Source organism: uncultured Sphingosinicella sp., assembly GCF_963974575.1.
Classification (GTDB): domain Bacteria; phylum Pseudomonadota; class Alphaproteobacteria; order Sphingomonadales; family Sphingomonadaceae; genus Sphingosinicella.
Window position 1 is genome coordinate 178,691 of record NZ_CAXBBQ010000003.1, and the last position, 26,874, is coordinate 205,564.

The window sequence follows — 26,874 nt, forward strand, 5'->3', positions numbered from 1 at the left end:
GATTCTGTGGGCTGACGGATGTCCGGCCGCGCTGTCAGGACTGAAAATGACCCGCCGATTTCTACGCCAGAGCCCGAAATTGCCGCACGCCACTCGGGAGGGACTTCCGGCATCGGCACCTATCGTTCTCAATCGCCAGCGACAGCCGCTAAGGAGATTGGGTATGGGTCAGAGCGAGCCTTTGGAGATCAGGAAGACCATCCGGCGGCACCAACTGCGCGAGATGGTGCCCCTGGCCGACAGCACAATCTACGAGATGGAGCAGCGCGGCGAATTCCCACGCCGCTTCGCGCTGTCGCCGCGCTGCATCGTCTGGGACCTCGCCGAGGTCCACGCCTGGTTGCTAGCGCGGCGCGCGAAGCCAATCCCTCGCGCACAGCATCCCGACGTCACCAAGCGCAAGTCCCGCCCAGTCAAAGGGCAGGATCGAGCGTGATAGACGGCATGACTGTCGGCAGCAGCGTCGGACCATACTTCCGCCCCTCGACCCAGGCATCGACGGTGTCGGCCCATTCCTGCATCATGTGGCGACGCTGAACCTCGTATTCGGCCTTGTTGTAGACCCCGCGTGATGAACGCCCGTCCTCGTGCGCCAGGCACTTTTCGATCCAGTCGCGGTTGAAGCCCAGCTCATTGAGCAGCGTCGAGCCCGTGCGGCGCAGGTCATGCACGGTGAACGGCTCCAGCGGCAGCCCCTCCTTCTTGGCCTGTTCGACGACCGCGTAGGTGACCCGGTTGAAGGTCGCCCGCGACATCGGCGCATCCGCATCGTAGCGGGACGGCAGCAGATACCGGGAATTACCGGCGCAGGTCTTGAGCGCGATCATGATGTCGAGGGTCTGCCGGCACAGGTAGACATTGTGCGGCTTCGATCGCTTCATGCGCTCCTTCGGGATCGTCCAGACGGCGTTTTCGAAATCGACTTCATCCCAGACCGCGTCCTGTAGTTCGCTCTTCCGGACCATGGTGAGGAGGTAGAGCTTCATGCCGAGCCGGATCGTCGGCAGCGTCGCGACATGCTCCAGTTGCTTGAGCATGATGCGGATCTCGGTCGGCGAAAGCGCCCGGTCCTTGGGCGTGAATGTGGCGATCGACGCCGGGCCGACGTCATCGGCCGGGTTCGCGACCTTCTCGCCGTGGAGGATGGCGAAGGCGTAGATCTGCTTCAGGATATCCCGCACATGGATGGCCGTCGCGGGCGCGCCCCGTTCCACGATCTTGGCGCAGTGGGCGCGCAGGTCATCAGGCGTGATTTCGGTCAGCAAACGGTTCTGCCAGACCGGCTTGAGTTCACGCTCGAATATGGCGCGGCGCATGGCGCGCGTGCTGTCCGCCATGGGCGCGCCCGTCAGCCACTTCTCGCCGAACTCGCCGAAGCTCTTGGCCTCCTTGATCCGGCGCTTCTCCCGCTGCTTCTCGATGGCGGGGGACCGCCCCTCGGCGATCATGCGTTTCGCGTCCAGGCACAATTCCCGCGCCCGGGCGAGCGAGATCCCATCTCGGGCGTACTTGCCGAGATGAACGGTCTCCCGCCTGCCGTTCAGCCGATAGTCGAGCCTGAACGAGATGCCGCCTGTCGGCGCGACACGCACATACATGCCGTCACGATCGGTCACCTTGTACATTTTAGCTTTTGGTTTCAGGCACTTGAGTGCCGCATCCGTCAACATTCTGGGCCTCCTCGCGGAAAAGTACCGTCACGCGGTTTTTGAAGGCTTTTGACGGGAATATCTGTTTATGTTCAGCGTGTTAGGCTGAAAAAAGTACCGTCATTAGCCTCGGTCGCTATGACGGTACTTTCGATTTTCCGGATGATCAACGGGGGCAGGGTCCGTCAGCGGGCACGACAGACGCGTTTGATGCCCACCGATAGCTCTCGATAGGTCTCGGCTGAAATATTTTTGTTTTTCAGGTGGTTACATCGTATTTTGGCGTAGTTTCGGATACCCTCGGATGGGCAAAAATTATTCCCACTCGATCGTGCCGGGCGGCTTCGAGGTGTAGTCGTAGACGACGCGGTTGATGCCCTGCACTTCGTTCACGATGCGGGTGGCGACGCGGCTGAGGAAGGCGGCGTCGAAGGGGTAGACGTCGGCGGTCATACCGTCGACCGAGGTGACGGCGCGCAGCGCGCAGACGCGGTCGTAGGTGCGGCCGTCGCCCATCACGCCGACGGTGCGGACGGGAAGCAGCACGGCAAACGCCTGCCAGATCGCGTCGTAAAGGCCCGCCTTGCGGATTTCCTCGAGATAGATGCGGTCCGCCTTGCGCAGCGTGTCGCACTTTTCCTTGTCGACCTCTCCGGGGATGCGGATGGCAAGGCCCGGACCGGGGAACGGATGGCGGCCCACGAACGCCTCGGGGAGGCCGAGCTCGCGGCCAAGCGCGCGCACCTCGTCCTTGAAGAGTTCGCGCAAGGGCTCGACGAGCTGCATGTTCATGCGCTCGGGCAGGCCGCCGACGTTGTGGTGGCTCTTGATCGTGACGGACGGCCCGCCGGTGAACGAGACGCTTTCTATGACGTCCGGGTAGAGCGTGCCCTGCGCGAGGAAATCCGCGCCACCGATCTTCTTCGCTTCGGCCTCGAACACATCGATGAAGGTCTTGCCGATGAACTTGCGCTTGGCTTCGGGGTCCGAAACACCGGCGAGGCCGGATAGGAACAGTTCCTCCGCGTCCACGTGCACGAGCGGGATGTTATAGGCACCGCGGAACAGCGAGACGACTTCCTCCGCCTCCTGCGAACGCATCAGGCCATGGTCTACGAACACGCAGGTGAGCTGCTCGCCGATCGCCTCATGGATCAGCACCGCCGCGACCGCCGAATCGACGCCGCCCGACAGGCCGCAGATGACCTTGCCCTTGCCGACCTGCTTGCGGATATCGGCGATCTTGGCGTCACGGTAGCCCGCCATCGACCAGTCGCCAGAGCAGCCCGCGACGTGGCGGACGAAATTCGAAAGCAGCTTCGCGCCGTCCGGCGTGTGCACGACCTCCGGGTGGAATTGCACGCCGTAGAAGCGGCGCACGTCGTCCGCGATGGCCGCGAAGGGCGCGCCATCCGACTTCGCCACGACCTCGAAGCCCTGCGGGATCGCCTCCACGCGGTCGCCGTGGCTCATCCACACCTGATGCTTCTCTCCGCTGTTCCAGAGCCCGTCGAACAGGTGGCAATCGCGCACGATTTCGATGAAGGCGCGTCCGAATTCGCGGTGATCGGAAGGCGTGACCTTGCCGCCGAGTTCGGCGCACATCGTCTGCTCGCCGTAGCAGATGCCGAGCACCGGCACGCCCGCCGCGAATATGGCGCCCGGCGCCTTCGGGCTGGCGCCTTCGGTGACGGAGGCCGGGCCGCCCGAGAGGATGATGCCTTTGGGCTTCAGGCGCTCCACCGCCGCTTCGCCGCCCGAGAACGGCACGATCTCGCAGTAAACCCCCGCCTCGCGCACGCGCCGGGCGATGAGCTGCGTCACCTGGCTGCCGAAATCGAGAATGAGGATGGAATCGCCGTGGGGAACGGTCACGCGGGGCCTCGATGGTCAGAACGTGGGAATGCCGGCCGGGTTAACGCTGCGCGGGGGGCCTGTCCAGCCATGCCGCCACCTGCTCGAATGTTCAATCAAAAATATTTTGACATACAAAAGTATGTACTTTATATTTTGGTAAAGTTCGATCAAACGAAAGGGATAACCATGTCAAAGTATAGAAATCTTACCTTCAAACTTGCCAGTCTTGAAGGCTCTCAATGGCGAGCGACTTTCGATGAGATCGAAGAGATTCTGCAGTTTCCATTGCCAGCGAGTGCGCGCCTTTATCAAGCGTGGTGGGCAAATGGCGGTGGACATTCGCAGAGCTCGGCTTGGAGAAGCGCAGGCTGGAAAACCGGCGACGTGGACCTGAAATCGGAAATGGTAACATTTTACTACGATGGCGCCGATGAAGGTGACCCTCCCCCACACCGTGCGCCGCAAGCGGGCCTAACAATTGCTCAGGCGAAAGAAGGTTTATCCATTGGGTTGGGTGTTCCTCTGGATAGCATTGAGATCATTGTACGTGGGTGAACCGCAAAAGCGCCTCACAAAAGCTTCCGCGAATCGTCATCCCCTTGTCAGACGCGGCCCCGAAACATGGTTAACGCTGGCGATGACCGCCCGCGCAATGCCAACCGTCCTTACAGGGGTATTCGTATGCTCAAGCTTCTCCTCGGCGCCGCTACGGCCGCCGTTTTCGCCGCTTCAGCGCAGGCGGCGGTGATCACGCCGGTTTCCGCGACCGCCAGCAGCACGTTCAACAACGGCTTCTACAACGCCGAAAACCTGATCGACGGCAGCGGCCTTTCGGGCGGCCAGCACGATTCGAACTTCGCCAACATGTGGATGACCGACCTCGGCGCGAGCAAGGCGCAGGTGACGTTCGACCTCGGCGGCCTCTTCAACCTCGCGAGCGCGGACATCTGGCAGTTCAACTTCGGCACCAACACGCCGGTGATCTCCACGCTCGACCGCGGCGTGAAGGATTTCCGCGTTCTCGTCTCGCTCGACGGCGTGAGCTTCAGCGAAATCTTCACGGGCACGCTGGACCGCTCGCTGGACGGTTCGCCGATCACCGCGCAGACCATTGCGCTGTCGGGCGCCGCGCGCTTCGTGCAGCTCGATATCCTGAGCAACTACACCTACGGCACGATCTACGAAGCCTGGGAAGCCTCGGGCCTTTCGGAAGTGCGCTTCAACAGCGCGGACGTGCCGGAACCGGCCAGCCTCGCGCTCGTCGTGCTCGGCCTCGGCGCGCTCGGCATCGCCCGCCGCCGCCGCGCCATCTGACCTCTCCGTCCCCGCCGGGCATGTGCGCGGCGGGGACACGCCTTCCCTCTTGAGAGACGGCGCAAACCCGCCTACATACGGCCTCACATCAAGAGTTGGGTTCAGCCCAACGCCAACCTGCTTTCCGGGCAAGGTGGCGCTCCCTTTGGGGAGGATGTGGCCGAGCCGGCAACCAAACGGATCAAGCCACCGCGTCTTACCCGGAAAGCGACCGAGGATAGACGCGTCGATGCCGATCAAGATTCCCGACGACCTGCCCGCCCGCAGCACGCTGGAGCGCGAAGGCGTGATGATCCTGGGCGAGGCGGACGCCGTGCGGCAGGACATCCGCCCACTGCGCATCGGCCTTCTGAACCTGATGCCCAACAAGATCCGCACCGAAACGCAGATCGCCCGGCTGATCGGCGCGACGCCGCTGCAGATGGAACTCACACTGGTCAGGATGAGCGACCACATCCCCCGCAACACGCCTGCCGACCACATGCTGTCGTTCTATCGGCCGTGGAGCGACATTCGGGACGAATATTTCGACGGCTTCATCACCACCGGCGCGCCCGTGGAGCTGCTGCCGTTCGAGGAGGTGAGCTACTGGGATGAGCTGCGCCGCGTGTTCGACTGGACGCAGACAAACGTGCACGGCAGCTTCAACATCTGCTGGGGCGCGCAGGCGGCGGTGCACCACTTCCACGGCGTGCCGAAACATGCGCTGGACAAGAAGGCGTTCGGCGTTTTCGATCACCACAACCTTGCGCCCGCCTCCCCCTATCTGCGCGGCTTTTCGGACGATTTCGCGATCCCCGTTTCGCGCTGGACCGAAGTGCGGCGCGAGGATCTGCCCGAAGATCACGGCATCGTCGTGCTTGCCGAAAGCGCCGAGACGGGGCTCTGCCTGCTCGATGACCCGCAGCACCGATCACTGCACATGTTCAATCACGTGGAGTACGACTCGACGTCGCTCGCCGAGGAGTATTTCCGCGACCGCGACGCCGGGAAGCCCATTGAGGTGCCGAAGAACTATTTCCCCGGCGACGATCCTTCGGCCACGCCGCAGAATCGCTGGCGGAGCCACGCGCACCTGCTGTTCGGCAACTGGATCAACCAGCTCTATCAGACCACGCCGTTCGACATGGCGGACATCGGCGCCCGCTGAGCGCGGCTACCAGCCGACATCGGGCTGGCTGAGGTATTCAAGTTCCTCCGGGGTGGAAGTGCGCCCGAGGATCGCGTTGCGTGTCGGGTAGCGGCCGAAGCGTTCGATGACGGCGGCGTGATCGCGCGCGAAATCAATCTGCTTCTCAAGGCCCGCTTCCGCGAAGCAGCGCAGCGCGAACCGCTGCACGCCGCGATCCTCGGCGTGCATCAGCGGCATGTAGAAAAAGCCGCGCCGCACGGGCTCCATCTGACGGTGCCAGCCCTCTCCGATGCCGAAGAGCGTGAGATCGAGCGCGGCAGGATCCGCCTCGAACGCACGCGGCGTATCGCGGTGAATGTTGCGCGAGAACTGATCGAGCAGGATGATCGCGGCGAGCAGCGTATCGGCGTCGCGCGTCCAGGGCGAGGTATCAGCAAGCGCCCGGTCGCGCAGTGCGCCGAAGCGGCGGGCGATCTCGGCATCTAGGTCGTCGGATTTCGTCCAGTGCTGTTCGGGCGTCAGTTCATCGAACCAGAAATGAAGAACGGCGGCGGAATCTTCGCGAACGGACAAAGGCTGGTCTCCTGTAGGGGGGGCAGGAGACCAGCCTAACCGGATCAGGTCGCAAGACCAATCAGCGACCTGCGTAAGCGCTTTCGAAGCGGAAGTCGGTGATGCGGTCGTTACGGACGTAGCAGGTGAAGCTCTCGTCGCGGCGGCTCTCGTCGCGGCGATCCGCACGATCGTCGCCGCGCATCTCGACCCGGCCCGAGACACGATACTCGCCGCCCTGCCTGTCGACGCCGCGGATGTCGTTCACGCGCGCCTCGCGGCCATAGCGGCTACCGAGGTCTTCGGCTTCGCGCGCGCAGGTGGAAATCGCGGCGCGTTCTTCCTGCGTGCGGTTCTTCCAGTCGCGGTCCTGCCAGCTGATATCGCCGTCGCGGCCGTAGGTGCCGTCGCGGTTCCAGTCGCCTTCCGGCTCCCAGCCCGAATCGAGCGGACGCTCCTGCTCTTCCTCTTTCTTCTTTTTGGACGCGCCGGAAAGGACGGCGATGAGGCCGCCTGCAACCACGGCGCCGACAATGGCGTCGCCGAGATCGAAGCCGTCGCCGCGGCGATGATGGCGGCGCCCGTAGCGCCCGTCGGCATGAGCTTCCGACACGCCGAGCGGTGTGTTCGCGAAACCGGGAATACCCGCCATTGAAGAGACCACGATGGCCGTGGCGATGCCGAAACCCGTTACCTTGCGCATAATGCTACCCCGCGATGATCTGCCGCGAGAATGCGCCGGGCGAGCTTTATCCGCGATGAACCGAAATCGCCTCCAGCGCGGCGCGAAGGTCGGCGGGAAGCGGCACGGGGCGGCGGGTTTGGCGGTCCACGTAGACATGGATGAAAAAACCCTCGGCGGCGGCCTGCGCCTCGCCTTCCGCAAACAGCCCGACCTCGTAGCGGACCGAAGAGGTGCCGATGTGCGCGGCGCGGATACCCGCCTCGATTACCTGCGGGAAGGCGAGCGGCGCGGCGTAGCGGCAGCCGGTTTCGACGACGAGACCGATGACGGCGCCGCCGTGGATATCGAGAACGCCCGCCTCGATCAGATGCGCGTTCACCGCCGTGTCGAACCAGCTGTAATAGACGACGTTGTTGACGTGGCCGTAGACGTCGTTGTCCGCCCAGCGCGTGGTGATGGGGCGGAACGCGGCGTAATCGGCGCGGGCGCGGTAGGGTTCGCGGCTCAAAGCGCGGCCTCGTAGAGACGGCGCGCATCGGCGAGGCCGATCTCGCACGGGTTGTTGATGAGCAGGCGCTGCTGCTTCATCGCTTCAGACGCCAGCAGATCGAGGTCGGCTGCCTTGACGCCGACGTCGCGCAGGCGCGCGGGGACGCCGCAATCGGCGGCGATGGCGACGAGCGCCTCGACGAGCCCCTGCGCCTGCGCCTGACGGCCGAGGGGTGCCAGGCTGGAATCGAGGATCGGCGCGAGGTCGGCGTAGAGCGGGAGCGCGGCGGCCATGTTGTGGCCGAGCACATGTGGCAGCATCAGCGCATTCGAAAGCCCGTGCGGCACATGAAAATGCCCGCCGAGCGGATAGGCGAGCGCATGGACGCCCGCGACGGGGGCGTTGGCAAAGGCGACGCCTGCGAGGTGCGACCCAAGCAGCATGGCGCCGCGCACGTCGGGATTGGCCGGATCATCGCAGGCGCGGCGGATATTGGCGCCGAGCAGGCGGAGCGCTTCCTTCGCGAGAGCATCCGACAGCGGGTTCTTCAGGCGCTTCGTGGTGAACGCCTCGATGGCGTGGACCATGGCATCGATACCCGTGGCTGCGGTGACGCCGCGCGGTAGGCCGAAGGTGAGCGACGCGTCGAGGATTGCCCAGTCCGCATACAGCGGCCGCGCGACGACGCCCTTTTTCTCGGCGCCGCCGACGGTGAGGATCGCGATCGGCGTGGCTTCCGAGCCGGTGCCCGCCGTGGTGGGGATGAGAACGAGTGGCAGGCGCGCGCCCTGCGCCTGATCGATGCCGTAGATGCTATCCAGATCATCGCCCGAGCCGAGCAAATAGGCGACAACCTTGGCGACATCCATCGGGCTGCCGCCGCCGAAGCCGATAACCGACGTGACGCCCGCTTCGCGCCCGGTGGCCACGGCAGCAAGCGCGGTCGCAGCGGAGGGGTCGGCCTCGACGCCGTCGAACACCAGCGCCCGGTCGCCGAGCGCGGCGAGCATGGGATCGGCAAGGCCGAGGCCGCGCACGCCTTTGTCCGTGACGACGAGCACGGGGCCTTCGGGCACGAGATCGGGGACGGACGTGCTGCGGCCGGTCCCGGAGAGCACGCGAGGGCCGTAGTCGAAGCGGAAGTCGGTCATGGGCGGCACCCTATTGGCTGGCCCGAAAAAGAAAAGGGCCGCACCCGAAGGCACGGCCCCTATCTTTCAGCGAAAGCGCCCGCTCAGGCGGCTTCGGCCTCATCGTATGATTCGACCGGCCCAGAGTCCTGACCCTTGGCGCTGGTGTCGCGATCCACGAACTCGATGATCGCCATTGGCGCGGCATCGTCTCCGCGAATGCCGGCCTTCAGCACGCGGATGTAGCCGCCGGGGCGCCCCTCGTAACGCGGGCCGAGCACCTCGAAGAGCTTCTTCAGCTGCGTTTCGTCCATCAGGCGCGACTGCGCGAGACGGCGATTGGAAAGGCCGCCCTTCTTGGCGAGCGTGATCAGCTTTTCCACGTACGGGCGAAGTTCCTTCGCCTTGGGCAGCGTGGTCTTGATCTGCTCGTGCTTGATGAGCGCGGCGGCCATGTTGCGGAACATCGCCTGGCGATGGCTCGAGGTACGGCCGAGCTTACGGTGTCCTACGCGGTGACGCATCTTGTCTTCCTTCTCGTTTGTTCACGGAGCCGTGCGAGGTACTCCGGACCAGGCGGCAGAAACCGGGCGCCGCCCAAACCCGTGTAGGGTAAGGCCGAAGCCTCAGCCCATGATTTCCTGCTCGAGCTTCTTGGCGAGTTCCTCGATGTTCTCCGGCGGCCAGCCGGGGATTTCCATCCCGAGGCGAAGGCCCATCTGCGAGAGGACCTCCTTGATCTCGTTGAGGCTCTTGCGGCCGAAGTTCGGCGTGCGCAGCATCTCGGCCTCGGTCTTCTGAACGAGGTCGCCGATGTAGATGATGTTGTCGTTCTTCAGGCAGTTCGCACTGCGCACCGACAGCTCCAGCTCGTCCACCTTCTTGAGGAGGTAACGGTTGATGGCGCCTTCGTCTTCCTGCGCGGCAGCAGCCGTCGAGGGAACGGCGGCGATCGCCGTCGGCTCGTCGAAGTTGATGAAGAGCGCCAGCTGGTCCTGAAGAATGCGCGCAGAATAGGCGAGCGCATCATCCGGCGTCACGGTGCCGTCGGTTTCGATCGTCAGCGTCAGCTTGTCGTAATCGAGTTCCTGGCCGACGCGGGTGTTTTCCACCTTGTAGGCGACCTGACGCACCGGCGAGTAGAGCGCATCGACCGGCACGAGACCGATCGGCGCATCCGCCGGACGGTTCTGCGACGCGGGCACGTAGCCCTTGCCGGTTTCGACCGTCAGTTCCATGTTGAGCGTCGCGCCCTCGTCGAGCGTGCAGATGACGAGATCGGGGTTCATGATCTCGATATCGCCCGTCACCGAAATCTGGCCGGCGGTGACTTCGCCCGGACCCGAGGCGGTGAGGTGCAGGCGCTTCGGCATCTCGTCGAGCATCTTCACCGCAACCTGCTTCACATTCAGCACGATGTCGGTAACGTCCTCACGCACGCCGGCAAGCGAGGAAAACTCATGCAGCACGCCGTCGATCTTGATCGAGGTGACGGCCGCACCCTGCAGCGAGGAGAGCAGCACGCGGCGCAGCGCATTGCCGAGCGTGAGGCCGAAACCGCGCTCCAGCGGCTCGGCGACGAACGTCGCCTTCCGCGCCTTGTCCGCGCCGGCCTTCACTTCGAGGCTGTTGGGTTTCTTCAGTTCCTGCCAGTTCTTTGCAATTACGGCCACTGTCTTCCCCTTCGCGGGCTGGCGGGCCGAAGCCCGCCGCATAGGATTTTCGGACGAAACGCTTTGGCGAACGCGCGGGGCGTCAGACGCGGCGGCGCTTCGGCGGACGCACGCCGTTGTGCGGGATCGGCGTCACATCGCGGATCGCGGTGATCTGGAAGCCGACCGCCTGCAGCGCGCGGAGTGCCGATTCGCGGCCCGAACCGGGGCCCCGAACTTCGACTTCCAGCGTGCGCACGCCGTGCTCGGCAGCCTTCTTGCCGGCGTCTTCCGCTGCGACCTGCGCGGCGTAAGGCGTCGACTTGCGGCTGCCCTTGAAGCCCATCGTGCCGGCCGACGACCAGGCAATCGCATTGCCCTGCGCGTCCGTGATGGTGATCATGGTGTTGTTGAAAGAGGCGTTCACATGCGCGACGCCCGACGTAATGTTCTTGCGCTCGCGCCGTTTGATGCGAGCCGGTTCCCGTGCCATTTCGAATAGCTCCCTTTTGCTCGCTTATTTCTTCTTGCCGGCGATCGGCTTCGCCTTGCCCTTGCGGGTGCGGGCGTTCGTGTGCGTGCGCTGGCCGCGGACCGGAAGGCCCTTGCGATGACGCAGGCCGCGATAGGACGCGAGGTCCATCAGGCGCTTGATGTTCATCGACGTCTCGCGGCGAAGATCGCCTTCCACAGTGTGGTCGCGGTCGATCATCTCGCGGATCTGGATGACTTCCTGATCGGTGAGGTCCTGAACGCGGCGTTCCGCCGGGAAGCCCAGCGTGCTGCAGATTTTCGACGCGGTGGTACGGCCGATGCCATGAATATAGGTAAGGGCAATCACGACGCGCTTGTTGGTCGGGATGTTAACGCCCGCAATACGTGCCACAGATGTTTCTCCTAGCTCCACAGGCCGGCGCGGGCACGCGGGCCTATCTCAAAGCGTAAATCCCAATGAACACACAAAACCGGCGAGCACGCGTTATGCGCCGCCGGAATGCGATACATTCGGGATGTGGGGGAGATAGGAGCCGAATCGGCCTGTGTCAAGCGGCGGCGCGACGCCGGTGTCAAGATACGAAACGCAGCCGCAACCCGCAGACGGTTGACGCGTGCATCGCATATCGCCATCGGCGGTTGCAATATCGTGAACGGGGGATCGCATGGCTGAAGCCGGACAACTGCCGCCATCGACGCGGCGCGTGCTGACGGCGAGCCTCGTCGGCACGGCGGTGGAGTTCTACGACTTCTATATTTACGTGACGGCGGCGGCGCTGGTGTTCGGGCCGCTGTTCTTTCCCTCCGAGTCCCCTTCCGTTCAGCTGATGATGTCGTATGCGAGCTTCAGCATCGCGTTTCTGGCGCGTCCGCTCGGCGCCAGCGTGTTCGGGCACTTCGGCGACCGGATCGGGCGCAAGTCCACACTTGTCGCCTCGCTGATGCTGATGGGCGGCTCGACGCTCGCCATAGCCTTCCTGCCGACCTACCAGACCGCCGGATGGATCGCGCCGCTGCTGCTGTGCCTCCTGCGCTTCGGGCAGGGCTTCGGCCTGGGCGGCGAATGGGGCGGGGCGGCGCTGCTCGCGGTGGAGAACGCGCCGCCGGGCTGGCGCGGGCGCTTCGGCATGTTCCCGCAGCTCGGCGCGCCGGTAGGCTTCATCGCGGCGAACGGGCTGTTCCTGATCCTCGGCCTCACACTGACGCCGGAGCAGTTCTTCGCGTGGGGCTGGCGGCTGCCTTTCCTTGCGAGCGCGGTGCTGGTGGGCGTCGGCCTGTGGGTGCGGCTGAAGCTGACCGAAACGCCCGCCTTCGCCGCCGCCATGGAACAGGGACCGCCGCCCAAGGTGCCGCTTGCCGAGCTGCTGAAGGATCACTGGCGCGAGACGCTGGCGGGCACGCTCGCCGTCGTCTGCTGCTTCGCGATCTTCTACCTCGCGACCGCGTTCGCGCTCGGCTACGGCACGACGACGCTCGGCATCGCGCGTGAGACGTTCCTGTCGATCCTGCTCGGCGCGATCCTGTTCATGGCCGTGGGCATCCTGATCGCGGGCTGGCTTTCGGACGTGAAGACGCCGCGCTTCATCCTGATGGCGGGCTGCATCGGCACCGTGCCGACGGCGCTTTTGATGGCGCCGATGATGGAAGGCGGCGCGCTTCTGCCGGTGTTCGCCTTCCTGTCGCTGATGCTGCTGATGATGGGGTTCGTCTACGGGCCGCTCGGCGCGTTCCTGCCCGGGCTGTTTCCGGCGCGCGTGCGCTACACGGGCGCATCAATGGCGTTCAATGTGGGCGGCATCCTGGGCGGGGGCCTCGCGCCCAACATCGCGCAGGCGCTTGCCGATCGGGGCGGGCTTGCGCCGGTGGGGCTCTATCTCGCGGGCGCGGCGACGGTGAGCTTCCTCGGGCTGCTGATGGTGAAGCCGGAGCCCCGCTGAGGTTTCAGGCGTGCGGCAAGGGCTTGTCGCGCAGGAGCGCGAGCAGGTCGCGGTAGGCTGGGTCGTCTGTGGTTTCCGCAAGTTTCGCCTCGAAGGCGCGATAGGTATCGAGCAGGGTGCGGCCGAAGGGCGTGAGGCGCGCGCCTTTGTCTGCGCCGCCGCCCGCGGTCGTTTCGACGACACGTTCCGCCCAGCAGCGGTTCAGGCTGTCGACGAGGAGCCAAGTGCGGCGGTAGCTCATGCCCATCGCGCGGCCCGCGCCGGAGATCGAGCCTTCGCGGTCGATGGCTTCAAGCAGGTCCGCCTTGCCGGGGCCGATCGCGGGCTCGCCGCCGCAGAAGATCTGCGCCTTGAGCTTGAGGGGGCCGATGATCGCCACGCGGCTCAGTCTTTGGGAAACAGCGCCGCGAGACGCGTGAGCTGTTCGTTCAGCACCTGGCCGACGAGCGGCGCGGTCGCCGGAACATCGAAGCGCATGTGGCCGCCGACGACATAGGTCTGGGTGATCTCCGTGCCGTTCGGGACGGGCTTCAGCGCCCATGTAAGCGTGGCGGCGACACCTTCGGATTGCAGGGGGCCGAGACCGCCGACCAGACGCAGCGTGCTGCCGGGACCAGCGAAGACGACGCGCATGTGCTCGACCGAACCGCCGTCCGGCAGCGCCTCGCAGAAGCAGCCACCCGCCTTCGCATCGAGCGTGAAGTTCGCCGCCTTGCCGGAATAGCTATGGTCCGGATTCCAGTAGCGCGCAGGGGCGACAAGTGCCGCCCAGACCGCATCGGGCGCGGCCGCCGCGACGGCCTTGTTCTCGACGACGAAACCGGTTTCGCTGACCTTCACGTCCGCCGCAGCCGGCGCAGCGGCAAGCATCAGCACCGGCAGAATGAAGCGCATGAGTCCCTCCCCTCGTTGCCGAGCGGAAGTGTGCCCGGAAGCGCGTCAGGCGTCCAGAATCGCCGCGATACTGGCAGCGACGTCGCCCATGTCGGCCATGCCGTCGACGCGCTTCACGAGGCCGCGCGCTTCGTAGATCGGCAGGATCGGCGCGGTCTTGGCGCGGTATTCGGCCATGCGCGTGCGGACCGTTTCGGCATTGTCGTCGGGGCGGCGCTTGAATTCAGCGCCACCGCAGACATCGCAGACGCCTTCGGTCTTCGGCTGCTTGAAGGTGTCGTGATAGCCCTCGCCGCACTTCGCACAGGTGAAGCGGCCGGTGATGCGCTCGACGAGCGCGTCTTCATCGACATCGAGTTCGATCACGTGATCGAGGGTGCGGCCACGCGCGCTGAGGATCGCGTCGAGCGATTCCGCCTGCGCCGCGGTGCGCGGATAGCCATCGAAGATCGCGCCCTTGTCCGGGCCCATCTCGTCGAGCTTGTCACCGATGAGGTCGGAGACGATCTCGTCGGAGACGAGCTGGCCGGCGTCCATCACGGCCTTCGCCTTGAGACCGACGGGCGTTCCCGCCTTCACCGCCGCGCGAAGCATGTCGCCGGTCGAGAGCTGCACCATGCCGCGCTCTTCGACGAGCTTGCCGGCCTGCGTGCCCTTACCCGCCCCCGGCGGGCCGAGCAGTATTATGTTCAACGCCGATTCCCCCTCAGCTTCGCCTTCTTGATGAGCCCCTCATACTGGTGCGCAAGCAGATGCGACTGAATCTGCGCAACCGTATCCATCGTTACGTTGACGACGATGAGAAGTGAAGTGCCACCAAAGTAGAACGGCAGCGCGAACGACGAGATCAGGAATTCGGGGATGAGGCAGATGAGCGTGAGATACGCCGCGCCGACCACCGTGATGCGCGTGAGCACATAATCCAGATACTGCGTCGTCTTCTCGCCCGGGCGGATGCCGGGGATGAAGCCGCCCTGCCGCTTCAGATTGTCTGCCGTCTCCTCGGGATTGAAGACGACCGCCGTGTAGAAGAAGCAGAAGAAGATGATGCCGAACGCATAGAGCGACATGTAGAGCGGCGAGCCGTGCTGCAGCGCGGTGGTGACCGCGATCATCCACTCGTTCTGCGAATTCTGCCCCGCGAACTGCGCGACGGTGAGCGGCATCAGCAGCAGCGACGAAGCGAAGATCGGCGGGATGACGCCCGCGGTGTTGAGCTTCAGCGGCAGGTGCGAGCTTTCGCCCTGCGACATGCGGTTGCCCACCTGGCGCTTTGGATATTGCACCAGGATGCGCCGCTGTGCGCGCTCCATGAAGCAGATGAACGCGATCACGAGGATGACCGCAAGGATGATCGCGAGGATGACGATGCCCGACATCGCGCCGGTGCGGCCCTGCTCGAAGAGGCCGGCAAGCGCGCCCGGGAGCGTCGCGACGATGCCCGCCATGATGATGAGCGAGATGCCGTTGCCGATGCCGCGCGCGGTGATCTGCTCGCCGAGCCACATCAGGAACATGGTGCCGCCGAGCAGCGTGATCATCGTGGTGATACGGAAGAACCAGCCCGGATCGAGCACGGCCGACGCACCCTGCCCCGCACCCCAGCCTTCGAGGCCGACCGCGATGCCGTAACCCTGGAACAGCGTGAGCGCCACGGTGCCGTAGCGCGTATACTGGTTGATCTTCTTGCGGCCGCTCTCACCCTCTTTCTTGAGCTGCGCCATCGAAGGCGACAGCGAGGTCATGAGCTGCACGATGATCGAGGCCGTGATGTACGGCATGATGTTGAGTGCGACGATCGACATGCGTTCGAGCGCACCGCCCGAGAACATGTTGACGAAATCGAGCACGCCGCCGCGCGTCTGATCGAACAGAAGCTCGAGCTGAATGGGATCGATACCGGGTAGCGGCACGAACGAGCACAGGCGGAACACAATGAGCGCGCCGAGCGTGAACCACAGCCGCTTCTTGAGGTCGGTCGCTTTGGAGAACGAGCCCCAATTGAGATTGGCTGCAAGTTGTTCGGCTGCTGACGCCATCACATTACCCCGGAAAAAGCTCTGCCCTGCCCCCGATACGGCCGGCGACCGGAACTAGATAGGGCGCGGGACGGCTTTGCGCCATGCCCACGCCCCGAAAAATCCGTGTCAGCCCTCGGCGGACTCAGCGGCAACCGTCGTCGTGACCTTGCCGCCGGCCTTCTCCACCGCCGCGAGCGCGCCCTTGGAGGCCCGCGCAACGGTGATGTCGAGCTTCGCCTTCAGCTCACCCTTGCCGAGCAGGCTGACGCCGTGCTTCGACTTGCGGATGAGGTTCGCGGCGAGGAGCTCGGCAGCGCCGATGGCGGCCTTCGCATCGAGCGTCTTCTCGTCGATGGCGCGCTGGATCGTGCCGACGTTGACGATCGCGTAATCCTTGCCGAACGGGTTGTTGAAGCCGCGCTTCGGCAGACGCATGTGGAGCGGCATCTGGCCGCCCTCGAAACCGTTGATGGCAACGCCTGAACGGCTGGTCTGGCCCTTCTGGCCGCGGCCTGCGGTCTTGCCGAGACCCGAACCGATACCGCGCGCCACGCGCGTGCGGCTCTTGCGGGCGCCCTTGTTGTCCTTGAGATCGCTGATTTTCATTGTGAGCACTCGCTTTCGCTATTGTCGCGCCAAATTCGAAGCCCTCTTTCGCGGAGAAAGAGGGCTTCGAACCTGTTCTAGTTGATGACCTGCACCATGTGCTGAACCTTGCGGATCATGCCGCGAACCTCGGGAGTGTCCTCCAGCTCCGACGTGCGGTGGAGCTTGTTGAGGCCGAGCCCGACGAGCGTTGCGCGCTGGTCCTTGGTGCGGCGGATGGGCGAACCCACCTGCTTGAGCTTGATCTTCGCCATGATGACTTACTCCGTGACCGCGTCGGCTTCGACCTGAACGGCAGCGCCGGACACATCGCCGCGACGGCCGATGAGGTCGGCGATCTTCTTGCCGCGACGCTGGGCAACAGCCTTGGGAGAAGCCTGTTCCTTCAGCGCCTCGAAGGTCGCGCGGATCATGTTGTAGGGGTTGTTGGTGCCGACCGACTTCGTGACGACATCGGCAACGCCAAGGCTTTCGAACACGGCGCGCATCGGACCGCCGGCGATGATGCCGGTACCCTGCGGCGCGGAGCGCACGTAGACCTTGCCGGCGCCGAAGTGGCCGAAGCCGTCGTGATGCAGCGTGCGGCCATCGCGCAGCGGCACGCGGACCATCGCCTTCTTGGCGGCGGCGGTGCCCTTCGAGATCGCTTCCGGCACTTCGCGGGCCTTGCCGTGGCCGAAGCCGACGCGGCCCTTGCCGTCGCCGACGACGACGAGCGCTGCGAAGCCGAAGCGCTTGCCGCCCTTCACCGTCTTCGAGACGCGGTTGATGTGGACGAGCTTCTCGATCAGCTCCTCGCCCGGCTCCTGACGCGGCTCGCGACGATTGCCGCGGCCGCCGCGATCGTCACGACGACCACGTCCGGCGCCGCCGTCACGGCCCTGTCCGCCGCGACCCCGACGGCCCCGGCTTTCGGTCTCGACAGCTTCCGCCTCGGGGGCGTCGATCTGGGTTTCGTCAGCCATACTAGAACTCCAATCCGCCTTCGCGCGCCGCCTCGGCGAGCGCTTTCACCCGGCCGTGAAACAGGAAGCCGCCACGATCGAAAACAACCTGCGTCACGCCTGCCGCCTTCGCCCGCTCGGCAAGGCGCTTGCCGACATCGGTCGCCGCCGAAACGGTCGCGCCAGCCTGGCCCTTCACGTCCTTGTCCAGCGTCGAGGCCGACACGAGCGTCTTGCCTGCGGCGTCGTCGATGATCTGCGCGTAGATGTGCTGCGACGAGCGGTGCACCGACAGGCGGGGACGCGTGCCGGCCTTCAGCCGAAGCCCCGTCCGCACGCGGCGGCGGCGCTGTTCGAATGGTGTGAGTTTCTTGCCCATCGCTACTTCTTCTTGCCTTCTTTGCGGAAGATGAATTCGCCGCGGTACTTAATGCCCTTGCCCTTGTAGGGCTCCGGCTTCCGCCAACGACGAATCTCTGCAGCCACCTGGCCGACCTGCTGGCGATCGATGCCCGAGATCTCGACCGTGGTCTGATCGGGCGTCTTCACCGTGATCCCTTCCGGAATCGCGAAGTCGACATCATGGCTGTAGCCGAGCTGCAGCTTCAGGGTGTTGCCCTGCGCGTTCGCGCGGTAGCCGACGCCGGTGATCTCCAGCGTCTTCGTGAAACCCTCGGTGACACCCGTCACCAGGTTCTGCACGAGTGTGCGCTGCATACCCCAGAAGTCGCGGGCACGCCGCGAGGCGTTTGCCGGACCCACGGAGATGCGACCGTCCTCGACCGCGTAGCTGATGTCATCGTGCGTGACGATGCTGAGCTCGCCCTTCGGGCCCTTCACCGACAGCCGGCCATCGGCCAGCGTCGCGGTGACGCCTGCAGGTACGCTCACGGGTCTTTTTCCAATGCGTGACATCGTCAATACCCCTAGAAGACCTGGCAGAGCACTTCGCCGCCGACGTTCTGCTCACGCGCTTCCGCGTCTGAGAGAACGCCCTTCGGCGTCGAAACGATGGTGATGCCGAGGCCATTGCGGACGCGCGGCAGTTCCTTCGCGCCCGAATAGACGCGGCGGCCCGGCTTCGAGACGCGCTGCAGGTGCTGGATCGCCGGCTGGCCTTCGAAATACTTGAGATCGATACGAAGCTCGCGCATCGCCTGGCCGGTGTCTGCGGCGGAATAGCCGCGGATGAAGCCTTCGCGCTGCAGCACGTCGAGGACGTGGCTGCGCAGCTTGGAGGCCGGGGTGAGAACAGAGTCCTTGCGGGCCTGCTGACCATTGCGGATGCGGGTCAGCATATCGCCCAGCGGATCGGTCATCGACATGGGATCGATCCTTTCCTTACCAGCTCGACTTCGTCACACCCGGGATCAGGCCCTTGTTGGCCAGTTCCCGGAGCATGATGCGGCTCAAGCGGAATTTGCGGTAATACGCACGCGAACGACCGGTGAGTTCACACCGGTTGCGGATGCGCGTCGGGTTTGCGTTGCGCGGGATCTCGGCAAGCTTCAGGCGCGCCATCAGACGCTCCGTCTCATCCTTGCTCTCGTCGTTCGCGATCGCTTTCAGACGGGCATACTTGCCCGCATATTGCTTCACGAGCTTCTTCCGACGCTCATTCTTGTTGATCGAACTCAGTTTCGCCATGACTTAAGTTCAGCTCCTCTAGCGGCCGCTTACGCGGCCTTCTGGGTTTCGTCGCGGTCGGTGAAGGGCATGTTGAGCGCACGCAGCAGCTCGCGGCCTTCCTCGTCCGTCTTCGCGGTGGTGGTGATGATCACATCCATGCCCCGGACCTTTTCGACCTGGTCATAGTTGATCTCGGGGAACACGATCTGCTCCTTGATGCCCATCGCGTAGTTGCCGCGACCGTCGAACGACTTCGGGTTTACGCCCCGGAAGTCGCGCACGCGGGGCAGCGCGATGTTGATGAGGCGATCCAGGAATTCCCACATGCGGTCGGACCGCAGCGTCACCTTCACGCCGATCGGCATTCCCTCGCGCAGCTTGAACTGCGCGATCGAAACGCGGGCCTTGGTGACCACCGGACGCTGACCGGCGATCTGCATCATCTCGGCGAGTGCCGCGTCGATGCGCTTCTTGTCCTGCGTCGCATCGCCAACGCCCATGTTGAGCACGATCTTCTCGATGCCCGGGACTTCCATGGCGTTCTTGTAGCCGAAGCGCTCGGTGAGCGCAGCGCGCACCTGCTCTTCATACACCTTCTGAAGGCGCGGCTTCACGCGTTCTGCCTTAGCCATTGATCACCTCACCCGACCGCTTGGCGACACGCACCTTGCTGCCGTCTTTCTCGATACGGAAACCGACGCGGGTCGGCTTGCCGGTCTTGGGATCCTCGAGCGCCACCTTCGACGCGTGGATCGGCGCCTCGCGACGCTCCAGCCCGCCCTGCGGATTGGCCTGGCTCGGCTTCACGTGGCGGACCACGATGTTGATCCCCGACACGACGACCTTGCCGTCCTTCGGGAGCGACTTCGTGACATCGCCGTGCTTGCCCTTGTCCTTGCCGGACAGGACGACGACGCGGTCACCCTTCTTGATCTTCGCTGCGGACATTTAGAGGACCTCCGGCGCAAGGCTGATGATCTTCATGTGCTTCTTGGCACGCAGTTCGCGCACCACCGGCCCGAAGATGCGGGTGCCGATCGGCTCCTCGCTCTTGTTGATGAGCACGGCCGCGTTCGAATCGAAGCGGATGACCGTACCATCGGCGCGGCGGATATCCTTCGCGGTGCGAACGATGACGGCGCGATGCACGTCACCCTTCTTCACGCGGCCGCGCGGCGCTGCTTCCTTCACCGAGACGACGATCACGTCGCCGACGGTTGCGAAACGGCGCTTCGAACCGCCGAGCACCTTGATGCACTGCACCCTTTTCGCGCCGCTGTTGTCAGCAACGTCGAGGTTCGTCTGCATCTGGATCATGTCAGCTCACCTTTTCCGTGACGCGCCACGTCTTCAGCTTGGAGATCGGCGCACATTCTTCGATCCGCACGGTGTCGCCGGCCTTGAAGGCATTGGCTTCATCATGCGCGTGATACTTCTTCGAGCGGCGGATGATCTTGCCGTACAGCGGGTGCTGAACCCGGCGTTCGACCTTCACAACCACCGTCTTGTCGGTCTTGTCGGAGACTACCTGCCCGACGAGGACGCGTTTCGGCATCGTTATTCCCTTCAGGCTTCGGCAGCGGCGCTGGCGCGACCGCGTTCGTTCTGCAGCGTCCGGATACGCGCGATGGTGCGGCGCACCTCGCGCACACGGCTCGCCTTTTCCAGCTGACCCGTCGCCGCCTGGAAGCGCAGGTTGAACTGCTCCTTCTTCAGCTGGGCGAGATCGGCGGAGAGCTGGTCGTCAGTCTTGGTCTTGAGGTCTGCGTGCTTCATGGCTGCATCCCCTCCTTAGTGCTGGTCGCCAAGACGAGCGATCAGCTTCGTCTTGATCGGGAGCTTCGCGGCAGCGCGTTCGAAGGCGCCAGCGGCGACCTCGTAGCTGACGCCATCAAGCTCGAACATCACGCGGCCCGGCTTCACGCGGGCAACCCAGTATTCCGGCGCGCCCTTGCCCGAGCCCATGCGGACTTCGGCAGGCTTGCGGGAGACCGGAACGTCCGGGAAGATGCGGATCCAGAGACGGCCCTGGCGCTTGATGTGGCGCGTGATGGCACGGCGCGCGGATTCGATCTGGCGCGCAGTGACGCGCTCCGGCTCGAGCGCCTTCAGGCCATAGGCGCCGAAGTTGAGTTCGGTCCCGCCCTTGGCGTTGCCGTGAATGCGGCCCTTGTGGGCCTTGCGGAACTTGGTGCGTTTCGGTTGCAGCATCTTTTATCGCCTTCTGACAGGAATCGGTCCTCGATCAGGCGACGCAGTTATGGTCTTTCGACCTTAACGCGCCGGCCGAACTCCCGACGTCTGTGCATCCATCATGATCCGGTCCTGCGCCAGCGGGTCGTGGTCGAGGATCTCACCCTTGAAGATCCAGACCTTGACGCCGCAAACGCCGTAAGCCGTGTGCGCCTGGCTTTCCGCGTAGTCCACGTTCGCGCGCAGCGTGTGCAGCGGAACGCGGCCTTCACGGTACCATTCGGTGCGCGCGATCTCGGCGCCGCCAAGACGGCCCGAGCAGGTGATACGAATGCCCTCGGCACCAAGACGCAGCGCCGACTGAACGGCACGCTTCATGGCGCGGCGGAACGCCACGCGGCGCACGAGCTGATCGGCGACCGACTGCGCGACGAGCTTCGCGTCGACCTCGGGCTTGCGGATTTCGACGATGTTGAGCGAAACTTCGCTCGACGTCATCGCGGCGAGCTGCTTGCGCAGCTTGTCGATGTCCGCACCCTTCTTGCCGATGATCACGCCCGGACGCGCGGCATACACCGACACGCGGCACAGCTTCGCCGGACGCTCGATCACCACCTTCGAGATCGCCGCCTGCGGCAGCGTCTTCATCACGAAGTTGCGGATCTTCAGATCCTCGAGCAGCAGACGGCCGTAGTCTTCGCCGTCCGCGAACCAGCGCGAGTCCCAGGTGCGGTTGATCTGCAGCCGCAGGCCGATGGGGGAAGTCTTGTGACCCATATTTACGCTCCTGCCTCTTCGTCCGCTTCGCGCACAACGATGCGGATGCGGCTGATCGGCTTCATGATCTTCGCCGAACGGCCGCGTGCGCGGGGCGTCCAGCGCTTCATCGTGATCGACTTGCCGACGCTGGCTTCCTTCACCACGAGCGCATCGACGTCGAGGTTGTGGTTGTTTTCCGCGTTGGCGATCGCCGAGGCGAGAACCTTGCGAACGTCAACCGCCATCGCCTTCGTGGAGAAGGTGAGGATGTTGAGCGCATCGCCGGCTTTCTTGCCGCGAATGAGACCGGCGACGAGGTTCAGCTTGTACGCCGAACCGCGAACGGTCGTCGCCACCGCGAGCGCCTCGCGCTCGCCGACGCGGCGGGGGTTTGCAGCCTTGCTCATCGCTTACCTCTTCGCCTTCTTGTCGGCGGTGTGGCCGAAATAGGTGCGCGTCGGCGCGAACTCGCCGAGCTTCATGCCCACCATGTCCTCGTTGACGGTCACCGGCACGAATTTCTTGCCGTTGTAGACGTTGAAGGTGAGCCCAACGAACTGCGGCAGGATCGTCGAGCGGCGCGACCAGGTCTTGATCGGCGCACGGGCACCGGAATCCTGGGCGGTCTCGGCCTTCTTCAGAAGGTGCAGGTCGACAAACGGACCCTTCCAGACGGAACGCGCCATGGCTTACCTCTTCTTCTTCGCGTGACGCGAACGGATGATCATCGCGCTCGACGCCTTCTTCTTGTTCCGGGTCTTGGCACCCTTCGTCGGCTTGCCCCAAGGGGTCACCGGATGACGGCCACCCGAAGTACGGCCTTCACCACCGCCGTGCGGGTGGTCGACCGGGTTCTTGGCGACACCGCGCGTCAGCGGACGCTTGCCGAGCCAGCGGTTGCGGCCGGCCTTGGCGAGGTTCTGGTTCGAGTTGTCCGGGTTCGATACTGCGCCGACCGTCGCCATGCAATCGGCGGGGACGTAGCGCTGTTCGCCTGAACCGAGACGGACGATCGCCATGCCGCGGTCACGACCGACGACCTGCACATAGGTGCCTGCCGAACGCGCGATCTGGCCACCCTTGCGGGGCTTCATCTCGACGTTGTGGACGATGGTACCGACCGGCATCTGCCCGATTTCCATCGCGTTGCCCGGCTTCACGTCGGTCTTCTTGCCGGCGACGATGGTGTCGCCGACGGCAAGACGCTGCGGTGCGAGGATATAGTTCAGCTCGCCGTCCTCGTATTTCACGAGGGCGATGAACGCCGTGCGGTTCGGGTCATATTCGATCCGCTCGACAACAGCCGTCATGTCCCACTTGCGACGCTTGAAATCGACGATGCGATAACGACGCTTGTGACCGCCGCCGATGCCGCGCGCCGTGGCGTGGCCCTGGTTGTTGCGACCGCCGGACTTGTGCAGGCCTTCGGTCAGGCCCTTGACGGGCTTGCCCTTGAAGAGCTGCGACTTGTCGACGAGGATGAGACCGCGGCGCGCAGCGCTGGTCGGATTATAGGATTTGAGCGCCATGGCTTAGATTCCCGTGGTCACGTCGATCGACTCGCCTTCGGCGAGCGTCACGACGGCTTTCTTCGCGTCGGAGCGGATGTAGCGCTGACCCTTCCAGCGCTTCGTCTTGCCCTTGGCGATGAGCGTGTTCACGCCCTTCACCTTGACATCGAACAGCGCTTCGACCGCCGCCTTGATGGCGGGCTTGGTCGCGGTCTTCGCGACGTGGAACACAACCTGATTGTATTCCGACACCTGCGTCGACTTCTCGGTGATGACCGGCGACAGGATCACGTCGTAGTGCTCCAGCGCGATCTCGGCCTTCTTCGCGGCTTTAGCCATTGAAGCGCGCCTCCAGCTTTTCGACCGCCGACGTCGTGAGGACGAGCGTGTCGTGATTGAGGATGTCGTACACGTTCGCGCCGATGACCGGCAGCACGTCAACCTTGTAGAGGTTCGCGCAGGCCAGACGGAAGTTCGCGGGCGTGTCGCCGTCGATGAAGAGGCCGCTGGTGATCCCAAGCTTGCCGAGCTGCTCGCGCAGCGCCTTCGTCTTGGCATCCTTCAGCTCAAGGTCCTTGACGACGATGAGCTTGCCTTCCTTGGCCTTCGCCGACAGCGCGGTCTTGAGACCGAGGACGCGGATTTTCTTGTTCAGGCTCTGCTCGAACGAACGCGCACGCGGACCGTGGGCCTTGCCGCCGCCGATGAAGATCGGCGAACGACGGTTGCCGTGACGGGCCGTGCCGCCGCCCTTCTGGCGACCGAACTTCTTGCCGGTGCGTGCAACATCCGAACGCTCACGCGCCGCGCGGGCATAGCCGCGACGGTTGGCGAGCTGCCAGTTGACGACGCGGTGCAGGATGTCGGTGCGAAGTTCGAGACCGAAAATCTCGTCGTTCAGTTCGACATCACCAGCAGCTTTCGCGTCGAGGGTCTGTACCTTGATCTTCATGTTCAGCCCTCCTGGCCGTCGGCGGCGGTTTCGACCGTCTCGGCCGGAGCCTCGGCGGGGGCCGCTTCATTGTTGTTCGCAGAACGGATGCCGGCCGGATACGGAGCCTCGCCAGGACGCGCCACCTTCACGGCGTCGCGAACTTCGAGCCAGCCGCCCTTGTGACCGGGGACCGAACCCTTGACGAAGATCAGACCGCGCGCGACGTCGGTGCCGACGATCTCGAGGTTCTGCTGCGTGCGGTTGCGGGCGCCCATGTGGCCGGCCATCTTCTTGTTCTTGAAGACCTTGCCCGGATCCTGGCGGTTACCCGTCGAACCGTGCGAACGGTGCGAGACCGAAACGCCGTGCGTCGCGCGCAGACCGCCGAAACCCCAACGCTTCATGGCGCCGGCGAAGCCTTTGCCCTGCGTGGAGCCGGTGATGTCGACATACTGACCCGCGATGAAATGGTCAGCCGAAAGTTCGGCCCCCACATCGACGAGCGCATCTTCCGTGACACGGAATTCGACAACCTGCGCCTTCGGCTCGACTTCGGCCTTGCCGAAGTGGCCGCGCTGCGGCTTGGCGACGTTCTTAACCTTCGCGGTGCCGGCACCGAGCTGGAGCGCGACGTAGCCGTCGCGGTCCTCGGTACGCTGTGCAACGACCTGACAACCTTCAAGGCTGAGGACCGTCACAGGAACGTGCCGGCCGTCGTCCTTGAACAGCCGGGTCATTCCCACCTTCTTTGCGATCACGCCAGTGCGCATGATCTTGTTCCTTCCTCTTCAGAGGCCCACTCCGCGGAGCGGGCTTGAGTTAAAACGTCAGGCTAGGCCTGCAACTTGATCTCGACATCCACACCCGCGGCGAGGTCGAGCTTCATCAGCGCGTCCACCGTTTGGGGCGTCGGCTGAACAATGTCCAGCAGGCGCTTGTAGGTGCGAACCTCGAACTGCTCGCGCGACTTCTTGTCGACGTGCGGCGAGCGGTTCACGGTGAACTTCTCGATGCGCGTCGGCATCGGGATGGGTCCGCGCACCATCGCGCCCGTCCGCTTCGCCGTGTCGGCGATTTCGCCCGTCGCCTGATCGAGCACGCGGTGATCGAAGGCCTTGAGGCGGATGCGAATATTCTGCGTTTCCATGCGGGTACCCGTTCAAACCTTTATTCGGCCGACCAATTCGGCCTTCTCAATCCAACCGGCAAAAGCAAACCGGTCCGGCACGTTTTCGTGCCGGACCGGCGATATGCTTTCGCTTACTTCGTGATTTCCGCCACGACGCCCGAACCCACGGTACGACCGCCTTCGCGAATGGCGAAGCGGAGACCCGGATCCATGGCGATCGGCGCAATCAGCTTCACACCGAGTTCGATGTTGTCGCCCGGCATCACCATCTCGGTGCCCTCGGGGAGAACAACTTCACCCGTCACGTCGGTCGTGCGGAAGTAGAACTGCGGACGATAGTTCGCGAAGAACGGCGTGTGACGGCCGCCTTCATCCTTCGACAGCACGTAGACGTTGGCTTTGAAATCCGTGTGCGGGGTGATCGTGCCCGGCTTGCAGAGGACCTGGCCACGCTCCACGTCTTCACGCTTCGTGCCGCGGAGCAGCGCGCCGATGTTGTCGCCGGCCTGACCCTGATCGAGCAGCTTGCGGAACATTTCAACGCCCGTGACGGTCGTCTTCGTCGTCGGACGGATGCCGACGATCTCGACTTCCTCACCAACCTTGACAATGCCCGTTTCAACACGGCCCGTGACGACGGTACCGCGGCCCGAGATCGAGAACACGTCTTCGATCGGCATCAGGAACGCCTTGTCGAGGGGACGCGCCGGCTGCGGGATGAAGTCGTCGACCGCCTTCATCAGCTCGAGGATCGAGTTCTTGCCGATCTCGTCATCACGACCTTCGAGCGCGGCAAGCGCCGAACCCTTGACGATCGGAATGTCGTCGCCCGGGAAGTCGTACTTCGAGAGCAGTTCGCGAACTTCGAGCTCGACGAGCTCGAGAAGCTCGGGATCGTCGACCTGATCGACCTTGTTCATGTAGACGACGAGCGCCGGCACGCCGACCTGACGCGCAAGCAGAATGTGCTCGCGGGTCTGCGGCATCGGGCCGTCAGCGGCGTTCACGACGAGGATCGCGCCGTCCATCTGCGCGGCGCCGGTGATCATGTTCTTCACATAGTCAGCGTGGCCCGGGCAATCGACGTGCGCATAGTGACGGTTCTCGGTCTCGTATTCGACGTGCGCCGTCGAGATCGTGATGCCGCGCTCGCGCTCTTCGGGAGCCTTGTCGATGTTGGCGTAGTCCGTGAACGTCGCGCCGCCAGTCTCCGACAGAACCTTCGTGATCGCCGCCGTCAGCGTCGTCTTGCCATGGTCGACGTGACCGATGGTGCCGATGTTGCAGTGCGGCTTGGTGCGCTCAAACTTCGCTTTCGCCATGTCTCTAACCCTCTTGTCTTCTGCTGTCCCTGGCCTCGC

Annotated in this window: 41 protein-coding genes and 1 riboswitch; of the genes, 5 read left to right on the forward strand and 36 right to left on the reverse strand. The window is 64.4% G+C overall.

From position 1 onward, the window contains the following. Nucleotides 1–163: 163 nt before the first annotated feature. The gene (locus AAC014_RS06605) at nt 164–436 is read left to right on the forward strand and encodes an AlpA family phage regulatory protein (protein WP_035599892.1); all 273 of its coding nucleotides are present in this window, start codon (nt 164–166) and stop codon (nt 434–436) included. On the opposite strand, the gene AAC014_RS06610 is transcribed toward AAC014_RS06605, so the two are convergent. Both AAC014_RS06610 and guaA read right to left on the reverse strand, forming a co-directional pair. Further along, nucleotides 414–1,670 (reverse strand): tyrosine-type recombinase/integrase, encoded by a 1,257-nt coding sequence (locus AAC014_RS06610; protein ID WP_339705842.1) that lies wholly within the window; start codon nt 1,668–1,670, stop codon nt 414–416. The genes AAC014_RS06605 and AAC014_RS06610 overlap by 23 nt on opposite strands. Nucleotides 1,671–1,964: 294 nt before the next feature. Next, entirely contained in the window at nt 1,965–3,524 is a 1,560-nt protein-coding gene (gene guaA, locus AAC014_RS06615; protein ID WP_339705845.1) for a glutamine-hydrolyzing GMP synthase, read from the reverse strand. Nucleotides 3,525–3,593: 69 nt separating this feature from the next. Between guaA and AAC014_RS06620 the strand changes: the two genes are divergently transcribed. From AAC014_RS06620 to metA, 3 genes are all read left to right on the forward strand, one after another. After that, nucleotides 3,594–4,061 (forward strand): hypothetical protein, encoded by a 468-nt coding sequence (locus AAC014_RS06620; RefSeq protein WP_339705848.1) that lies wholly within the window; start codon nt 3,594–3,596, stop codon nt 4,059–4,061. 126 nt (nt 4,062–4,187) lie between these two features. Further along, nucleotides 4,188–4,820, forward strand: a complete 633-nt coding sequence (locus tag AAC014_RS06625) for a PEP-CTERM sorting domain-containing protein (RefSeq protein WP_339705851.1) — start codon at nt 4,188–4,190, stop codon at nt 4,818–4,820. Nucleotides 4,821–4,900: 80 nt separating this feature from the next. Further along, nucleotides 4,901–5,006: riboswitch (SAM-I-IV-variant riboswitch) on the forward strand. Nucleotides 5,007–5,049: 43 nt separating this feature from the next. After that, nucleotides 5,050–5,970, forward strand: coding sequence for a homoserine O-succinyltransferase (metA, locus tag AAC014_RS06630; RefSeq protein WP_339705854.1), 921 nt, complete (start codon nt 5,050–5,052; stop codon nt 5,968–5,970). Between the two features lie 6 nt (nt 5,971–5,976). On the opposite strand, the gene AAC014_RS06635 is transcribed toward metA, so the two are convergent. The 8 genes from AAC014_RS06635 to rpsM all read right to left on the reverse strand — a co-directional run bounded on the left by AAC014_RS06635 (nt 5,977) and on the right by rpsM (nt 11,347). Further along, complete coding sequence (locus AAC014_RS06635; protein ID WP_339705857.1) at nt 5,977–6,525, reverse strand: DUF924 family protein; 549 nt, start codon at nt 6,523–6,525, stop codon at nt 5,977–5,979. Nucleotides 6,526–6,586: 61 nt separating this feature from the next. Then, entirely contained in the window at nt 6,587–7,207 is a 621-nt protein-coding gene (locus AAC014_RS06640) for a hypothetical protein (protein WP_339705860.1), read from the reverse strand. 46 nt (nt 7,208–7,253) lie between these two features. After that, entirely contained in the window at nt 7,254–7,697 is a 444-nt protein-coding gene (locus AAC014_RS06645; protein WP_339705863.1) for a thioesterase family protein, read from the reverse strand. Next, nucleotides 7,694–8,830 carry an iron-containing alcohol dehydrogenase gene (locus AAC014_RS06650; RefSeq protein WP_339705866.1) on the reverse strand — a complete coding sequence of 379 codons (1,137 nt, stop codon included), beginning with the start codon at nt 8,828–8,830 and terminating at the stop codon, nt 7,694–7,696. The genes AAC014_RS06645 and AAC014_RS06650 overlap by 4 nt, the downstream gene beginning before the upstream one ends. Nucleotides 8,831–8,913: 83 nt before the next feature. Further along, nucleotides 8,914–9,333: a 50S ribosomal protein L17 gene (gene rplQ / locus AAC014_RS06655; RefSeq protein ID WP_121047271.1), complete on the reverse strand. Its 420-nt coding sequence runs from the start codon at nt 9,331–9,333 to the stop codon at nt 8,914–8,916. A gap of 102 nt (nt 9,334–9,435) precedes the next feature. Next, nucleotides 9,436–10,482 carry a DNA-directed RNA polymerase subunit alpha gene (locus AAC014_RS06660; protein WP_339705872.1) on the reverse strand — a complete coding sequence of 349 codons (1,047 nt, stop codon included), beginning with the start codon at nt 10,480–10,482 and terminating at the stop codon, nt 9,436–9,438. Between the two features lie 82 nt (nt 10,483–10,564). Beyond that, the gene (gene rpsK / locus AAC014_RS06665; RefSeq protein ID WP_121047270.1) at nt 10,565–10,954 is read right to left on the reverse strand and encodes a 30S ribosomal protein S11; all 390 of its coding nucleotides are present in this window, start codon (nt 10,952–10,954) and stop codon (nt 10,565–10,567) included. A gap of 24 nt (nt 10,955–10,978) precedes the next feature. After that, on the reverse strand, nt 10,979–11,347 hold the full coding sequence (gene rpsM, locus AAC014_RS06670) for a 30S ribosomal protein S13 (RefSeq protein ID WP_339705877.1): 369 nt from the start codon (nt 11,345–11,347) through the stop codon (nt 10,979–10,981). Nucleotides 11,348–11,621: 274 nt separating this feature from the next. Between rpsM and AAC014_RS06675 the strand changes: the two genes are divergently transcribed. Further along, nucleotides 11,622–12,893 (forward strand): MFS transporter, encoded by a 1,272-nt coding sequence (locus AAC014_RS06675; RefSeq protein WP_339705880.1) that lies wholly within the window; start codon nt 11,622–11,624, stop codon nt 12,891–12,893. Nucleotides 12,894–12,897: 4 nt separating this feature from the next. On the opposite strand, the gene AAC014_RS06680 is transcribed toward AAC014_RS06675, so the two are convergent. From AAC014_RS06680 to tuf, 26 genes are all read right to left on the reverse strand, one after another. After that, the gene (locus tag AAC014_RS06680; RefSeq protein ID WP_339705882.1) at nt 12,898–13,272 is read right to left on the reverse strand and encodes a ModE family transcriptional regulator; all 375 of its coding nucleotides are present in this window, start codon (nt 13,270–13,272) and stop codon (nt 12,898–12,900) included. A gap of 5 nt (nt 13,273–13,277) precedes the next feature. Beyond that, a complete protein-coding gene (locus tag AAC014_RS06685; protein ID WP_339705885.1) occupies nt 13,278–13,787 on the reverse strand; it encodes an ATPase in 510 nt (169 codons plus the stop codon). A 45-nt stretch (nt 13,788–13,832) separates the two neighbouring features. Then, nucleotides 13,833–14,480 carry an adenylate kinase gene (locus AAC014_RS06690; protein WP_339705888.1) on the reverse strand — a complete coding sequence of 216 codons (648 nt, stop codon included), beginning with the start codon at nt 14,478–14,480 and terminating at the stop codon, nt 13,833–13,835. Then, the gene (gene secY, locus AAC014_RS06695) at nt 14,477–15,826 is read right to left on the reverse strand and encodes a preprotein translocase subunit SecY (protein ID WP_339705891.1); all 1,350 of its coding nucleotides are present in this window, start codon (nt 15,824–15,826) and stop codon (nt 14,477–14,479) included. The genes AAC014_RS06690 and secY overlap by 4 nt, the downstream gene beginning before the upstream one ends. Before the next feature lie 108 nt (nt 15,827–15,934). Beyond that, on the reverse strand, nt 15,935–16,414 hold the full coding sequence (rplO, locus tag AAC014_RS06700) for a 50S ribosomal protein L15 (protein WP_293780842.1): 480 nt from the start codon (nt 16,412–16,414) through the stop codon (nt 15,935–15,937). Between the two features lie 77 nt (nt 16,415–16,491). Further along, a complete protein-coding gene (rpmD, locus tag AAC014_RS06705; RefSeq protein WP_293780845.1) occupies nt 16,492–16,668 on the reverse strand; it encodes a 50S ribosomal protein L30 in 177 nt (58 codons plus the stop codon). Between the two features lie 6 nt (nt 16,669–16,674). After that, on the reverse strand, nt 16,675–17,379 hold the full coding sequence (gene rpsE / locus AAC014_RS06710) for a 30S ribosomal protein S5 (RefSeq protein ID WP_339705895.1): 705 nt from the start codon (nt 17,377–17,379) through the stop codon (nt 16,675–16,677). A gap of 1 nt (nt 17,380) precedes the next feature. Beyond that, nucleotides 17,381–17,737: a 50S ribosomal protein L18 gene (gene rplR, locus AAC014_RS06715; RefSeq protein ID WP_339705898.1), complete on the reverse strand. Its 357-nt coding sequence runs from the start codon at nt 17,735–17,737 to the stop codon at nt 17,381–17,383. Nucleotides 17,738–17,739: 2 nt separating this feature from the next. Further along, nucleotides 17,740–18,273, reverse strand: a complete 534-nt coding sequence (rplF, locus tag AAC014_RS06720; protein WP_293780854.1) for a 50S ribosomal protein L6 — start codon at nt 18,271–18,273, stop codon at nt 17,740–17,742. 11 nt (nt 18,274–18,284) lie between these two features. Beyond that, nucleotides 18,285–18,683, reverse strand: coding sequence for a 30S ribosomal protein S8 (rpsH, locus tag AAC014_RS06725; RefSeq protein WP_339705901.1), 399 nt, complete (start codon nt 18,681–18,683; stop codon nt 18,285–18,287). Between the two features lie 16 nt (nt 18,684–18,699). Beyond that, entirely contained in the window at nt 18,700–19,005 is a 306-nt protein-coding gene (gene rpsN / locus AAC014_RS06730; protein WP_121047258.1) for a 30S ribosomal protein S14, read from the reverse strand. Between the two features lie 29 nt (nt 19,006–19,034). Continuing rightward, nucleotides 19,035–19,619 (reverse strand): 50S ribosomal protein L5, encoded by a 585-nt coding sequence (gene rplE, locus AAC014_RS06735; RefSeq protein ID WP_121047257.1) that lies wholly within the window; start codon nt 19,617–19,619, stop codon nt 19,035–19,037. Then, nucleotides 19,612–19,935, reverse strand: a complete 324-nt coding sequence (rplX, locus tag AAC014_RS06740; RefSeq protein ID WP_339705907.1) for a 50S ribosomal protein L24 — start codon at nt 19,933–19,935, stop codon at nt 19,612–19,614. Before rplX ends, rplE begins: the two co-directional genes overlap by 8 nt. Continuing rightward, entirely contained in the window at nt 19,936–20,304 is a 369-nt protein-coding gene (rplN, locus tag AAC014_RS06745; RefSeq protein WP_121047255.1) for a 50S ribosomal protein L14, read from the reverse strand. It lies immediately after the preceding gene. 1 nt (nt 20,305) lies between these two features. Beyond that, nucleotides 20,306–20,542 (reverse strand): 30S ribosomal protein S17, encoded by a 237-nt coding sequence (gene rpsQ / locus AAC014_RS06750; RefSeq protein ID WP_121047254.1) that lies wholly within the window; start codon nt 20,540–20,542, stop codon nt 20,306–20,308. 11 nt (nt 20,543–20,553) lie between these two features. After that, a complete protein-coding gene (gene rpmC / locus AAC014_RS06755) occupies nt 20,554–20,763 on the reverse strand; it encodes a 50S ribosomal protein L29 (protein WP_121047253.1) in 210 nt (69 codons plus the stop codon). Between the two features lie 15 nt (nt 20,764–20,778). Next, nucleotides 20,779–21,198: a 50S ribosomal protein L16 gene (rplP, locus tag AAC014_RS06760; RefSeq protein ID WP_121047252.1), complete on the reverse strand. Its 420-nt coding sequence runs from the start codon at nt 21,196–21,198 to the stop codon at nt 20,779–20,781. Between the two features lie 63 nt (nt 21,199–21,261). Further along, on the reverse strand, nt 21,262–21,957 hold the full coding sequence (gene rpsC, locus AAC014_RS06765) for a 30S ribosomal protein S3 (RefSeq protein WP_339705918.1): 696 nt from the start codon (nt 21,955–21,957) through the stop codon (nt 21,262–21,264). 2 nt (nt 21,958–21,959) lie between these two features. Beyond that, entirely contained in the window at nt 21,960–22,346 is a 387-nt protein-coding gene (gene rplV / locus AAC014_RS06770; protein WP_293780875.1) for a 50S ribosomal protein L22, read from the reverse strand. A 3-nt stretch (nt 22,347–22,349) separates the two neighbouring features. Next, a complete protein-coding gene (gene rpsS, locus AAC014_RS06775; RefSeq protein WP_293780878.1) occupies nt 22,350–22,625 on the reverse strand; it encodes a 30S ribosomal protein S19 in 276 nt (91 codons plus the stop codon). A gap of 3 nt (nt 22,626–22,628) precedes the next feature. After that, nucleotides 22,629–23,468 carry a 50S ribosomal protein L2 gene (gene rplB / locus AAC014_RS06780; protein WP_339705922.1) on the reverse strand — a complete coding sequence of 280 codons (840 nt, stop codon included), beginning with the start codon at nt 23,466–23,468 and terminating at the stop codon, nt 22,629–22,631. Between the two features lie 3 nt (nt 23,469–23,471). Next, the gene (locus AAC014_RS06785) at nt 23,472–23,789 is read right to left on the reverse strand and encodes a 50S ribosomal protein L23 (protein WP_293780884.1); all 318 of its coding nucleotides are present in this window, start codon (nt 23,787–23,789) and stop codon (nt 23,472–23,474) included. Beyond that, complete coding sequence (rplD, locus tag AAC014_RS06790; RefSeq protein WP_339705926.1) at nt 23,782–24,402, reverse strand: 50S ribosomal protein L4; 621 nt, start codon at nt 24,400–24,402, stop codon at nt 23,782–23,784. Before rplD ends, AAC014_RS06785 begins: the two co-directional genes overlap by 8 nt. Nucleotides 24,403–24,404: 2 nt before the next feature. Next, nucleotides 24,405–25,154: a 50S ribosomal protein L3 gene (gene rplC / locus AAC014_RS06795; RefSeq protein WP_339705929.1), complete on the reverse strand. Its 750-nt coding sequence runs from the start codon at nt 25,152–25,154 to the stop codon at nt 24,405–24,407. A gap of 62 nt (nt 25,155–25,216) precedes the next feature. Continuing rightward, entirely contained in the window at nt 25,217–25,531 is a 315-nt protein-coding gene (rpsJ, locus tag AAC014_RS06800; protein ID WP_121047244.1) for a 30S ribosomal protein S10, read from the reverse strand. Nucleotides 25,532–25,644: 113 nt separating this feature from the next. Then, the gene (gene tuf / locus AAC014_RS06805) at nt 25,645–26,835 is read right to left on the reverse strand and encodes an elongation factor Tu (RefSeq protein ID WP_339705932.1); all 1,191 of its coding nucleotides are present in this window, start codon (nt 26,833–26,835) and stop codon (nt 25,645–25,647) included. Between the last annotated feature and the right edge of the window lie 39 nt (nt 26,836–26,874).